The organism is Streptomyces sp. NPDC058008 (genome assembly GCF_042886395.1).
Lineage (GTDB): Bacteria > Actinomycetota > Actinomycetes > Streptomycetales > Streptomycetaceae > Streptomyces.
Window position 1 is genome coordinate 1 of record NZ_JBHVQX010000013.1, and the last position, 12,228, is coordinate 12,228.

11 protein-coding genes are annotated in these 12,228 nt (G+C 74.1%); 8 read left to right on the plus strand and 3 right to left on the minus strand.

Annotation, left to right across the window (positions count from 1 at the left end; genetic code table 11):
* Positions 1-165 precede the first annotated feature (165 nt).
* The gene (locus tag ACFVS9_RS15025; protein ID WP_383117356.1) at positions 166-657 is read left to right on the plus strand and encodes a hypothetical protein; all 492 of its coding nucleotides are present in this window, start codon (positions 166-168) and stop codon (positions 655-657) included.
* A gap of 120 nt (positions 658-777) precedes the next feature.
* Here ACFVS9_RS15025 and dnaN read toward each other — a convergent pair whose 3' ends face one another.
* Positions 778-1,896: a DNA polymerase III subunit beta gene (gene dnaN, locus ACFVS9_RS15030; protein ID WP_389932382.1), complete on the minus strand. Its 1,119-nt coding sequence runs from the start codon at positions 1,894-1,896 to the stop codon at positions 778-780.
* Between the two features lie 360 nt (positions 1,897-2,256).
* Between dnaN and ACFVS9_RS15035 the strand changes: the two genes are divergently transcribed.
* The gene (locus ACFVS9_RS15035; protein WP_389932646.1) at positions 2,257-3,708 is read left to right on the plus strand and encodes a helix-turn-helix domain-containing protein; all 1,452 of its coding nucleotides are present in this window, start codon (positions 2,257-2,259) and stop codon (positions 3,706-3,708) included.
* 5 nt (positions 3,709-3,713) lie between these two features.
* On the opposite strand, the gene ACFVS9_RS15040 is transcribed toward ACFVS9_RS15035, so the two are convergent.
* Entirely contained in the window at positions 3,714-5,504 is a 1,791-nt protein-coding gene (locus ACFVS9_RS15040; RefSeq protein WP_389932385.1) for a serine/threonine-protein kinase, read from the minus strand.
* Positions 5,505-6,183: 679 nt separating this feature from the next.
* Between ACFVS9_RS15040 and ACFVS9_RS15045 the strand changes: the two genes are divergently transcribed.
* The 3 genes from ACFVS9_RS15045 (at position 6,184) to ACFVS9_RS15055 (ending at position 9,181) form a co-directional block, all read left to right on the plus strand.
* Complete coding sequence (locus ACFVS9_RS15045; RefSeq protein ID WP_389932388.1) at positions 6,184-7,557, plus strand: aspartate aminotransferase family protein; 1,374 nt, start codon at positions 6,184-6,186, stop codon at positions 7,555-7,557.
* 92 nt (positions 7,558-7,649) lie between these two features.
* Positions 7,650-8,363: a GntR family transcriptional regulator gene (locus ACFVS9_RS15050; RefSeq protein ID WP_383117352.1), complete on the plus strand. Its 714-nt coding sequence runs from the start codon at positions 7,650-7,652 to the stop codon at positions 8,361-8,363.
* Positions 8,364-8,530: 167 nt separating this feature from the next.
* Positions 8,531-9,181 (plus strand): hypothetical protein, encoded by a 651-nt coding sequence (locus ACFVS9_RS15055; RefSeq protein ID WP_389932391.1) that lies wholly within the window; start codon positions 8,531-8,533, stop codon positions 9,179-9,181.
* 135 nt (positions 9,182-9,316) lie between these two features.
* Here the strand turns inward: ACFVS9_RS15055 and ACFVS9_RS15060 are convergent, their stop codons facing one another.
* Positions 9,317-10,105: an SLATT domain-containing protein gene (locus ACFVS9_RS15060; RefSeq protein ID WP_383117350.1), complete on the minus strand. Its 789-nt coding sequence runs from the start codon at positions 10,103-10,105 to the stop codon at positions 9,317-9,319.
* Positions 10,106-10,466: 361 nt separating this feature from the next.
* Here ACFVS9_RS15060 and ACFVS9_RS15065 point away from each other — a divergent pair, with 361 nt between their 5' ends.
* The 3 genes from ACFVS9_RS15065 to ACFVS9_RS15075 all read left to right on the plus strand — a co-directional run bounded on the left by ACFVS9_RS15065 (position 10,467) and on the right by ACFVS9_RS15075 (position 12,206).
* A complete protein-coding gene (locus ACFVS9_RS15065; RefSeq protein WP_383117358.1) occupies positions 10,467-10,802 on the plus strand; it encodes a YbaB/EbfC family nucleoid-associated protein in 336 nt (111 codons plus the stop codon).
* A 61-nt stretch (positions 10,803-10,863) separates the two neighbouring features.
* Positions 10,864-11,463, plus strand: coding sequence for a recombination mediator RecR (gene recR / locus ACFVS9_RS15070; protein ID WP_358969837.1), 600 nt, complete (start codon positions 10,864-10,866; stop codon positions 11,461-11,463).
* 83 nt (positions 11,464-11,546) lie between these two features.
* A complete protein-coding gene (locus ACFVS9_RS15075) occupies positions 11,547-12,206 on the plus strand; it encodes a DUF5063 domain-containing protein (protein WP_383117349.1) in 660 nt (219 codons plus the stop codon).
* Positions 12,207-12,228: the final 22 nt, after the last annotated feature.

Below are 12,228 nucleotides of genomic sequence, written 5' to 3' on the forward strand. Positions count from 1 at the left end.
CGGGTCCACCACCCGGGCCTCTATGTTTGGGTGTTCACCCCGCCCCCCGGGGGGGGTGGGGGGGGGGGGGGCCGGGGGCCCCCCCCGCCCCTGTTTCGTGCGTCCCGCGCGGGGTCCCCGCCCCGATTCGTCTCCACCGCGGGGTGGTTGGCAGGATCACGCACCATGAACACCGACAGCTCCGGCACCCCGCCCACAACCACCGGGGACCACCTCGCCCAGATCGACGGCATCCTCGCCCGCCCCTTCCCCGAGGGGGAGGAGAGCGAGGACAGCGGCGCGCGCAGCAGCGGCCCCGGACACCACCTGCTGATCCTGCGGGCGAGCCAGGACTTCTGGGACGACCGCTCGCCCGAGACCGTCGAGCCCGCCGAGCAGGAGATCGAGGACGGGTTCAGCGCGCTGGCGACCGTGCTGAGCGAGCGGTGGGGCGAGCCGGAGACCGTCGACCTCTGGCCGTTCCTGGAGTCGGACGACGAGGGCGCGGGCGCCGTTCCCGAACCGATGGGCCAGCTCTGCAACCTGGCGGGGAGCATGCAGGTCTGGCGCGTGCCCGGAGGCACACGGTGGCTCGGCCTCGCCGTCGGTCAGGCCGATCCTGAGTTCCCCCTCTGGCTGCTCGCCGCGGTGGGGGAGGTGGCGACGCTCCCCGGGTGAGCCCCGCCCCGGGCGCCCGCCGGGAAGCGCGGCCCGCGAGGCGTGGCCTGCGGCCGGGAGCGGCGGACTCCGGCCCGGGAGCGGCCCGCTGAGCCGGATGCCGGCCGGCGGCCCCGGTGGTCAGAGCAGCGCCGGCTTCACCGACATCAGCAGGTGCTCGTGCGTGGCGGGTCCGGTGTCCTCGCCGTCCGTGATCATGGCCCGCTGCCCCGGTCCCATCAGCTTCACGCGGACCGTCGAGCCCCCGAAGGAGGACAGGGCGTCCATCAGATACCCCGGGTTGAAGGCCACCGTCATCTCCTCGGCGCCGTCGAAGGCCGCCGGCAGCCGCTGGGAGGCCACGTCGTCCTCGAAACCCGCCTGGAGCAGGACCGAACCGTCCGGCCCCCCGGAGAACGTCATCTGCAACGGACTGCCGCCGTCCGCGACCACGGAGACCCGTCTGACGGCCTCCACCAGGAGGGCCCGGTCCACCACGGCGGCCACCGGGTCCGCCATCGCGAACAGCTTGTCGTGGCGCGGCAGCCGGCCGTCCAGCAGACGCACCGTCGTGCGCGTCCCGGCCTGCTCGAACCCGACCGACCCCCCGTCCACCGCGACATCGACCTGCCCGGACCGGCCCAGCGAACGGGCGATCTCGGTGAGCCTGCGGGCCGACACCACGACGTCGGCCGTCGCATCGGGCCCCTTCGCGTCGAACGGCAGGGTGCGCACGGCGAAGCGGTAGCGGTCCGTGGCCGCCAGGGTCATCGCGGAGCCGTCGAGTCCGAGCCGGATCCCGGTGAGCGTCGGCAGGGTGTCGTCCCGCCCCGCGGCCACCGACACCTGTGCGACGGCCGAGGCGAACTCCGCCGCGTCCACCGCTCCGCGCAGCTCCGGCAGCGGCGGCAGCGCGGGGTAGTCGTCGAGGGGCAGGACCGAGAGGCCGAAGCGGGAGCCGTCTCCCGTGACCGTGAGACGGGAGCCCTCCACCACACACTCCACGGGGCCCTCGGGCAGCACCTTGCAGATGTCGAGCAGCCGTCGCCCCATCACCAGCACCTTCCCGGGCCGGACGGTGTGGGCCTCCGCCCCGACGCGGGCGGACGCCTCGAAGTCCAGCCCCGAGACCAGGAGCCGGCCGGCGTCCGCTTCGAGGAGGAGCCCGCCGAGCACGGGGACGGGCGAGCGCGCGGGCAGCACCCGGGCCGCCCGGGAGACGGCATCGGTCAGTGCGCCACGCTCCATACGGAATTCCACGCCAGGGCCCCTCGTCCGGTGTACGGCACGGTCGCGAACCACGCTAGGCGGCACCACTGACAGTCGCCGCGGGCCGGCGACAGCGACCACCCCCGTGAGCCGCTGCCGCCGCGCCGCCGGACGCCCCGGGACGTCCGTCCCCCGTATCCGGAGTCCTGACTCCCCCGGACGTTCCGGAACACGCTGGGGACTCTAGGGTGCGGGGCCGCGGGCCGGGAGGTTCAATTCGCACCGTGGGGTTCCGGACGGGTATCAGACCGCACAGCCGGACCGGTACTGTGCACTCCGGTTTCAGGAGGACCGTCCGGGAGGATCGGAGGACACGTGCGCGCGGGGGATCGGGCCGACGAGGTACTGCTGATGTACCGGTTGGCCCGCACCGGCGGCTCGTCCGAACTGCTGCGCAGGCTGGCCCGGCGGGCGGAGGGCTGGGCCGGGATCCTGGACGCGGACGGCACGGTGCTCCGGGCCGTGGCGGGGAACGCCCGGTGGCCGGTCCACGAGGCGGCCGGGATCGCCGCCCGTGCCGCGCGGGAGCTGACCGCCCGGGGCACCGGCTCGTACGCACTCGACACCGGGGAGTGCGGCGCGCTGCTGCTCCCCCTCGACCGGCCGGCCGGGGGCCACGGGCCGGTCCTCGCCCTCGTCGGGCCCGGGCCGCTGCCCGGCGGGCTCGCCACGCTGATGGCCGACGCGGTGATGCCGCTGGCCCTGTCCTGGGCGTCGGAGAGCGTCGAACGCAAGCGGCGGCGGGTGGATCTCGCGGAGTCCCGGGGCCGCGAGGCCGTGCTGCACCTGCTGATGACCGGCCAGCTCTCCATCGCCCACCAGGTCGCCGGTGCCCTGCGGCCGAGGCTGCCCGACCCCGTACGCGTCTGCGTCGTCGAGTGCTCCGGCGGACAGCGGGACGAGGTGGCCCGGATCTGCGCGGACGCCTCCGGAGGCCGGACCTGGATCGTGCGCTGCCCGGTCTACGCCCGCCACCTGATCCTGATCATGCCGGCGGACGAGGAGGCGGAGGCACCGGAGAGCGGGCGCACCCTCGGCCCGGCCCTCGCCGGGCTCGTGGACGACTGCGTCGTGGGCGTCAGCGAGGAGGTGCGGCTGCCCGACACGGCGACCGCCTACCAGCAGGCCTTCCACGCCCTCGCCGTCGCCCGTGGACTCCCGGGCCGCCACGCCGGGTTCGGCTCGGCCCCGGAGCCCGCGCTGGTCGTCGGCGCCGCAGGGGCACGGTGGGCCGACGCCCTGCTCGCACCCCTCCTGGCCCATCGGCCGCGCCGCTCGCAGGACCCGGGCAGCCAGGAGCTTTCGGCGACCGTCGCGTCCTGGCTGGCGTTCTCCTCCCACGCCACCCGGCACCTGAAGATCCACCGCAACACCCTGGCGGCCCGCCTGAAGCTCGTCGGCGAACTCCTCGGCCTGGACCTGAACCGCGTCTCCGACCAGGCCGCCGTCGACCTGGCCCTGCGGATCAGGGCGGCCCCTGCGCCGCACCGTCCCCGCTCCGGGCGCCCGGAGGCGTCCGGGGACCTCGACGCGGTGCTCCGCGCCCCCGGCGTCCAGGACTGGGCCGCCCAGCAGCTGCGTCCCCTCGCGCAGGCCGGCCCCACGGGGGAGGAGACCCTGCGGACATGGCTGCGCTGCGAGGCCCAGCTGAGCCCGGCCGCCGCGGAACTGGGCCTCTCCGTGCCCGGCGCGCGCAAGCGCCTCACCCGGCTCGAGGCGCTGCTGTGCCGGTCGCTGCTCCGGACGCCGAGCGCGCGCTACGACCTGTGGCTCGCCTTCCGGGCGGTGGACCTCGCGGTCTGAGCCGTTCAGTCCGCCTTCGTGTAGGTCAGGCTCTTGCCGGTGGAGGTGATCTCGCGGTGCAGGGTGCCGTCGGAGAGCAGGGTCAGGACGGTCGGTTCCCCGGGGGTGCACGACGTCGCCGGCTCGCCTTCGGTGACCCGGGAGGGGCCGATGCGCAGGGGCCCTTCGTCGGAGGGCTCGTTCTCCAGGTCGGCCTGGAACACGCAGTGGTAGGAGCCGCCCGTGTCGAGCGGGCCCTCGGCGGTGAGGGAGAGCACGGCGTCACCCACCCCGCCCTGGCGGATGACGAGTTCGCGGACCGATCCTCCGCCCCCGCCGTCGACGGTCCCCGACCAGGTGCCCAGGAATCCGGAGGGGACGGTACCGCCGGAGCTCCCGGCGCCCTGGTCCGAGCCGCCCTGGGAGGTGCCGGATCCGGAACCGGAGGAGGACGCGCTCGCACCGCCGCCCCCGCTCCCCATGAAGGCGAAGACCCCCCAGCCGGCCCCCACCGCGACGAGCAGCGCGACGGTGACGAGCAGCGCGGTGGAGCCCGTCCTGCGGCGCTCGGGGGCGGGCGGTCGGACGGACGGTCCGTACGGGGGAGTGGGCCCGTATCCGTAGGCGGGAGTGGGGTGTTGGGGATAGCCGTACGTGGGCGGCGGCGGTGTCCGCGGGCCGGCCGGTGCGGTGGGAGCGGGGGCCGGGGGCGTGGGTGCCACCCCGGGGCTGTCCGCCTCGGTGCTCCCGGCTCCGGCCCTGCTCACCGGGGAGCCGTCCGCCGCGGCAGCCACCGCACGGGCGCCGTCCGCCGGGTGCTCCTTCTCCGAACCGCCCTGCTCCGGACCGCCGTCCGCGGGGCGCTCCCCGTCCGGGCCGTCCTCCTCCGGGTCCTCGGAGTCCAGCAGCTCCACGGCGTGCCGGCCCAACTGGGCGATCAGCGCGCCCGGCAGCCACGGCTCCGCCGTGTCCGTGTCGCCGAGCCGCTCCCGTACGGCGTCAGCGGAGGGCCGGGCGGCCGGGTCCTTCGTCAGGCAGTCCTGGATCAGCCCGACCAGATCGGCGGGTACGCCGGTGAGGTCCGGGTCCTCCTGCGCGATCCGGAACATCAGCGCGTGGATCCCGGTGTCCGCCGTACCGAACGGCAGCCGCCCGGTCGACGCGTACGCCAGCACGGAGCCCAGGCAGAACACGTCGCACGCGGCCGTCACGCGCTCGCCCCGCACCTGCTCGGGCGCCATGAAGCCGGGCGAGCCGACCATCGTGCCGGTGCGCGTGAGGGCGTCCTCGCCCACGGTGTCCAGAGCGCGGGCGATACCGAAGTCGATGACCCGGGGGCCGTCGATCGTGATCAGGATGTTGGACGGTTTCAGGTCGCGGTGGATCAGCCCGGCGCCGTGGATGTCGTGAAGGGCCGCGGCGAGCCCGGCACCCAGGATGCGGACCGAGCGCCCGGGGAGCGGACCGTACGCCCCCGAGTCGGTCACCGGCGCGCCCGGACGCCCCGAGACGATGCGGTGCAGCGAGGGGCCGGCGACGTAACCGGTGGCCACCCACGGGACCGCGGCGTCCACCCCGGCGTCGAGGACCGGCGCGGTCCAGGAGCCGCCGACCTTCCGCGCGGCGCGCACCTCCGCCCGGAAACGGTCGCGGAAACGCTGCTGCTCGGCGAGCTCGGGGCGGACCAGTTTGATGGCGACGGTACGGCCCCGGTCCGAGCGGGCCAGGAACACCTGACCCATCCCGCCGGCGCCCAGACGCCCCAACAGGCGGTAGCTGCCGATGCGTTGCGGATCGCCGGAGCCCAGCTTCTCCATGGTGCGCTTCCTCCCCGTGCGGCCGTGTCGGACCGTGGGTCGAGAATAGCCGCGGGCGCTGCCCCGGGGCCGCTCAGCCCCTGGGGCCTCCGGCCGGGGCCGTCACGGTGCCCGGGGCGGCCGGGCGACGCCCGCACACCTGGAGGGTCCGCGTGGACTCCTCCGCCCGGTTCCCCGGCCGGCCGCGCCGCCGCACTCGGCGGGGGCGGGGCCGATCCGGCTCCCCGCGGCCCGGCCCTCCGGGGTGGCCGGAGCAGCCCGTCCCGGCGGTGCGCCGGGTTCGCGACGTGTCCGGCGAGGCCCCGGTCCATCGGCGGAGCGGCGATCCGCCGCACGCTCTGCCCGGTGATCCCCGTCGCGCGATCGGTCCCGGAGCCGGGGAGCGGCCCGGTCAGGACCGCGCCGAGCACCTGCCACCGGGCCGCCGTGAGCCCGGCGGGTCCGGCCGGCTCGTCCGCGACGGACCGGCCGTCGAGCCGGAACCCCCGGGCGCGGTCCGGCCGAACAGCGCGGGGTCCACGGCGCCCGGAGCGTCCTTCGGGCACCTCGTAGGCGCTCGGGGGGCCGGGTCGCGGAGGAGCCGTACCGGGCGTGCACCCGACACCCTGCCGAGTCGGACGGCCCACGTCGTACAGAGTGGCCATGGAGGACGGACCCCGCCGCCGCATACGCTCGCCGCATGAGCCCCGATGCCCCTCGCGCCCCGTACACCGACCCCGCAGCGGGCGCGGCCGTGAAGGCCGCCGACCGCGCGCACGTGTTCCACTCCTGGTCCGCCCAGGGCCTGATCGACCCGCTCGCCGTCGCCGGCGCCGAGGGGGCGTACTTCTGGGACTACGACGGCAACCGCTACCTGGACTTCACCAGCGGTCTCGTCTTCACCAACATCGGCTACCAGCACCCCGCCGTCGTCGCCGCGATCCAGGAACAGGCCGGCAAGCTGGCCACGTTCGCCCCGGCCTTCGCCATCGAGGCGCGGTCCGAGGCGGCCCGCCTCATCGCCGGGCGCACCCCGGGGGACCTGGACAAGATCTTCTTCACCAACGGCGGCGCCGAGGCCGTCGAGAACGCCGTCCGGATGGCCAGGCTGCACACGGGACGCCCCAAGGTGTTCTCCGCCTACCGCTCGTACCACGGGGCCACCGCCACCGCGATCAACCTCACCGGCGACCCACGCCGCTGGGCGTCCGACACCGGCTCGGCGGGCGTCATCCGCTTCTGGGCGCCGTTCCTCTACCGCTCGCCCTTCCACGCGTCGACCGAGGCCGAGGAGTGCGCCCGCGCGCTCCAGCACCTGGAGGACACCCTCGTGTTCGAGGGCCCGGCGACCGTCGCGGCCGTGGTGATGGAGACCATCCCCGGGACGGCCGGCATCATGACGCCGCCGCCCGGCTATCTCGCGGGTGTCCGCGAGCTCTGCGACCGGTACGGGATCGTCCTCGTGCTGGACGAGGTGATGGCCGGATTCGGCCGGACCGGGACGTGGTTCGCCGCCGACCACGACGGTGTCGTGCCGGACCTGATGACGTTCGCGAAGGGCGTCAACTCCGGTTACGTGCCGCTCGGCGGCGTCGCCATCGGCGCGGAGATCGCCGCGACCTTCGAGACCCGCCCCTACCCCGGCGGACTCACCTACTCCGGCCACCCGCTGGCCTGCGCCGCGGCCGTCGCGACGATCAACGTGATGGAGGAGGAGAAGACCGTCGAGAGCGCCGCGCGCCTCGGCGAGCACGTGCTCGGCCCCGGCCTGCGCGAGCTCGCCGACCGGCACCCGTCGGTCGGCGAGGTGCGGGGGCTCGGCGCGTTCTGGGCGCTCGAACTGGTCCGCGACCGGGAGACCCGCGAGCCCCTGGTCCCGTACAACGCGACCGGTGAGGCCAACGCCCCGATGGCGGCCTTCGGCGCGGCGTGCAGGAGGAACGGTCTGTGGCCGTTCATCAACATGAACCGCACCCATGTCGTCCCCGCCTGCAACATCACCGAGGCCGAGGCGAAGGAGGGCCTCGCGGCCCTGGACGCGGCCCTCTCGGTCGCCGACGAGCACACCGTGTAGACCGGCGCCGGACGCGACGCCCTCCCCCGTGCCCGGAACCGGGCACCCGCCCTGGCTTAAGGTGACCCAAGCCGAGAACGGGAGGGGGCGTCATGGGTGCCGGCGGAGGCGTGACCCGCAGTACGCTGCGCCAGCAGATCGCCGACGCACTGCGCGACGAGGTCCTGGCGGGGCGCATGCGGCCCCGGACGGAGTTCACCGTCAAACAGATCGCCGAGCAGTACGGGGTGTCCGCGACACCCGTGCGGGAAGCGCTCTTCGACCTCTCCGCGCAGGGGCTGCTCGAATCCGACCAGCACCGCGGCTTCCGGGTCCGCGAGTTCACGGTCGCCGACTACCGCGCGATGGTGCAGGCCCGGACCCTGGTCATCGACGGGGTGTTCCGGGAACTCTTCGACGGGACGGGCTCGGTGCCCGACGTGCTCGCCCTCCACCGGCCCGCCCTCGTCTCCGTGCGCCGCCGGGCCGAGGAGGCCACCCGGGCCGCGCGTGGCGGCGACCTCGACATCCTCATCGGCTACGACCTGAGGTTCTGGCGGGAACTCGGCGTCGTCATCGGCAACGCCTACATCAACGACTTCCTGCAACGGCTCCGGATGCAGGCATGGGTCTTCGCCGTCCCCTACCTCCGCGGCGACGCCGACGTGTGCGACTGGCTGTGGAACGGCCACCAGGAACTCGTGGAGGCGATCACGGCCGCCGACGGGCCCGCCGTACGCGCGGTGCTGGACGCCTACCACGCGCACGGGCTGGACTGGGCGGACCGGCTGGCCGCCGACGACCCCCCGCATCCCGGCCACGGCTGAACGCGTACCGGCCCTTCGGCTGCCGCGCTCCGGGCCCCGGTGTCCGCCGCCCGGCCCGCCCGGAACGGTCACGCACCCCTGCGACGGGCCCGCACCCTGTGCTCGGGGGTCCCGGCCGCATTACGCTGTCCCGACCATCGCACGAACCCGTTGGAGAGCGAGACTTCGTGGCCTGTGACCTGTGGCTGGTCCCCCTCGTCGATGTGCTGTGCCACAGCCCCGACAATCCGTTCGCCGAAGAGATCGCCGTCTACGACAAGGCGCTGACCGAGGCGGGGCTGCCGCCCGTGCCCGTCTACGCCTACATGCCAGGGCTCACCGGGGACGTCGCCCCGGTCGCGGGCTTCGACTACGACGCCCTGCACTACCTGCGCCGCGCCTACCTGCTCCAGCTCAGCGGGCTCGCCGTCACACCCGTCGGCGAACTGGGCGGGGACTACGAGCAGTTGCTGGAGATGTTCGAGCAGAGCGCACAGGAATCGCACCTGGTCTGGCACTACGACCACGCCGGAGCGTACGTCCCGGTGGACTTCCCCCGTCCGCTCTCCGACGACCAGCTCCTGGAGGGCGGCGGTCCGCTGGGTTCCTCCCACGGCCTGCTGCGCGAGCTGGAGTTCGTCGCGCCGTCGCTCGGCATCGACCCGGCCAACCCGCCGGCCGCCCCGGCCCCGCCGGCCGGCCCGACCACCCTGGAGGAGCCGGCCTCCCCGGCGCCGTACGACGAGAGCCCGTTCGCCCGGGAGCGGCACGTCTGGCTCGGTCTGCACGCGGCGGTCACCCGCAGCCTCGCGCAGGGCTCGATGATCATCTTCAGCTGACCCGCCGCGCCGCCCCGCTCCACCGGCGGGGCGGCGGGCGGCCCGGCGCTCCGGTGGCACCGGGCGGCCGTGTCTCGATGACGGAGCTCCGGGCGGGGCCCCGGCCCCGGCGAAGGGCCGGCGCGGGCCCGGGCCTCAGCGGGGCGGCTCCGGCGGGCGCTGGCGCGGCATGTTCGGCCGGGCCACCGCGGGCATCGTCAGCCTGCCCGGCACGGCCCCCGGCTCCGGGCGGCCGCCGGGCCCTCCCGTCACCAGCGACTGCGTCCCCATGGGCGCGGGCCCGGCCCGGAACTCCACCATCCAGTCCGCCGTCTCCATCCGGACGAGCTCGGTGATGTCCTCCGAGAACCGCCGCAGCACCCCCAGGCACCGCTCCGCCGCCTCGCTGGCGGTGCCCTCGGTGGGCCCGAGCACCTCGCGGACGCACTCCGAGGACCAGTCGAACTGCAGCACCTGGAGGCGCCGCTGCACGGCCTGTGCCGTCGCGAGATTCCTTATCCAGCCGGAGGTCAGTCCGAAGTACCGGTCGCACGCCATGCACGCGGCGCCCAGCAGCAGGGACAGATAGCCCCAGCCCGCCGACCCGTGCATCTCGCCCGTCAGGTCGAGCAGGGGCAGGGCCGCGCCCGCGACCACCCCGGCCGCGGTACCGAGCCGGAGCAGCCTGGCCGTGCGCCGCTTGAGGATCCGGTCGCGCAGATACCAGTCGGCGGTCTCCATCGCTCCGGCCTCGACCCAGCGGTACAGCTCGTCGAGCCGTTCGGCGGGTTCGCCCCAGTCGCCGAGGGGGAAGGCGCGGCCGGTCAGGTCCCGGGGCCCCGACGCGTAGCGCGAACCGGACCGTCCGGTTCCGGTGCCGGCACCGGAACCCGCGCCGGGTTCCTTGCGGTGCGGCCCTTCGGGCTGCATCTCCGGCTGACTCACCCGGGCACTCCTCTGCACTCTGCGGTCGGCGCGTATGGACGCGGATCGGCGCGGTTCTCGGTCACGGAGGGGACCGGATACCGGCATATGACCGGGGCCCCCACCGCGTAACTCTGCGTTACGTTCACAGTGCGTACGGGTACGGATACGCATGCTCTTCCTACCGCCGAATGGTGGGCCGCGGGGTCGAAATCGCGGGATTCCCGCGTGGGTACGGCCTCTGGTCAGGTATAGGAGCACGGCAGGCCCGTTTCAGAACTCACCCGAAAGAGTTGGTCCCCTGCGGGTGGGGCACGGCGTCCGGCGAACACGTAGGCTCGGCGTACCGAAACAATCTGTCGTCGAAATGCCAGGAGTGACCGTGATTCCCGGTGGTGGCCAGCCCAACATGCAGCAGCTGCTCCAGCAGGCCCAGAAGATGCAGCAGGATCTTGCCGTGGCCCAGGAGGAGCTGGCCAGGACCGAGGTCGAAGGACAGGCGGGCGGTGGTCTCGTGAAGGCCACCGTGACCGGGTCCGGCGAGCTCCGCGCCCTGGTGATCGACCCGGGCGCGGTGGACCCGGAGGACACCGAGACGCTCGCCGACCTGGTGGTCGCCGCGGTCCAGGCGGCGAACGAGAACGCGCAGCAGCTCGCACAGCAGAAGCTGGGCCCGCTGGCCCAGGGCCTGGGCGGCATGCCGGGCCTCCCGTTCTGACCCTGTAGCTACCCGGGCGTACCGGATACGGTACGAGCCGGAGAAGAGGAAAGGCGTTCCGTTGTACGAAGGCGTGGTTCAGGAGCTGATCGACGAGCTGGGCAGGCTGCCCGGCGTCGGTCCCAAGAGCGCGCAGCGGATCGCCTTCCACATCCTGCAGGCCGAGCCCACCGACGTACGCCGTCTGGCCCACGCCCTCCTCGAGGTCAAGGACAAGGTCCGGTTCTGCGAGGTCTGCGGCAACGTCGCCCAGCAGGAGCAGTGCGGCATCTGCCGGGACGCGCGCCGGGACCGCACGGTCATCTGTGTGGTCGAGGAACCCAAGGACGTCGTGGCGATCGAGCGGACCCGTGAGTTCCGGGGGCGCTACCACGTGCTCGGCGGCGCGATCAGCCCGATCGAGGGCGTCGGCCCCGACGACCTGCGCATCAGGGAGCTGCTGGCCCGGCTCGCGGACGGCTCCATCACGGAGCTGATCCTGGCGACGGACCCCAACCTGGAGGGCGAGGCCACCGCGACGTACCTCGCCCGCATGGTCAAGCCGATGGGCCTGCGGGTCACCCGGCTGGCCAGCGGACTCCCGGTGGGCGGCGACCTGGAGTACGCGGACGAGGTCACCCTCGGCCGCGCGTTCGAGGGGAGGCGGCTGCTCGATGTGTGATCCGGCGTCTGACCGCGGCTTTACATGTGACGGCGCTATGTTCTACCCACCGTTCGCGACCGTGCCCACGGGAGGTCCCCTCGATGTCTGACGCCACGCTGAACTCCGTCACGCAGGATCCGGACGATTTCGCCGTCCAGATCGCGGACCAGATCAAGACGTTCATCGTCGCGGTGACCGAGGTGTCCAAGGCCGAGGAACCCGAAGAGGCGGTCCCGGTCCTGCTCCTCCAGGTCTCCCAGCTCCTGCTGGCCGGCGGGAGGCTCGGCGCGTACGAGGACATCCTCCCGGACGAGCGCTACGAGCCGGACCTGGGCGCCGAACCGGACGCCGACGGGCTGCGTGAGCGCTTCGCGGAGCTCCTGGAGCCCATCGACGTCTACTCCGAGGTCTTCGACCCGTACGAGCCCCGCAAGGCCCCCGTGCCGCACCGCATCTCCGACGACCTGGCCGACCTGGTCACGGACCTCGGGCACGGCCTCGCGCACTACGAGGCGGACCGCACGGCGGAGGCCATGTGGTGGTGGCAGTTCTCGTACTTCTCCAACTGGGGTTCCACCGCGTCGGCGTCCCTGCGCGCACTCCAGTCGCTGATCGCCCACATCCGGCTGAACCAGCCGCTCCAGGAGCTCGACGGCCTGGACACGGACCAGGACCCGGGTGACGGGGACCTGGCCGAGGAGGCGGGCCGGGTGATGGCCGAGGAGATCGCGGGCCCGCTGGGCCTCCGGCCGGTCCTCTGAGGGCCGTTCCGTGGCGCCTGGG

Excerpts from the sequence above, each read along its gene's own strand:
- ACFVS9_RS15025 (WP_383117356.1), top strand. The coding sequence starts at position 166 with ATGAACACCGACAGCTCCGGCACCCCGCCCACAACCACCGGGGACCAC.
- ACFVS9_RS15035 (WP_389932646.1), top strand. The coding sequence starts at position 2,257 with ATGTACCGGTTGGCCCGCACCGGCGGCTCGTCCGAACTGCTGCGCAGG.
- ACFVS9_RS15040 (WP_389932385.1), bottom strand. The coding sequence starts at position 5,504 with ATGGAGAAGCTGGGCTCCGGCGATCCGCAACGCATCGGCAGCTACCGC.
- ACFVS9_RS15045 (WP_389932388.1), top strand. The coding sequence starts at position 6,184 with ATGAGCCCCGATGCCCCTCGCGCCCCGTACACCGACCCCGCAGCGGGC.
- ACFVS9_RS15050 (WP_383117352.1), top strand. The coding sequence starts at position 7,650 with ATGGGTGCCGGCGGAGGCGTGACCCGCAGTACGCTGCGCCAGCAGATC.
- ACFVS9_RS15075 (WP_383117349.1), top strand. The coding sequence starts at position 11,547 with ATGTCTGACGCCACGCTGAACTCCGTCACGCAGGATCCGGACGATTTC.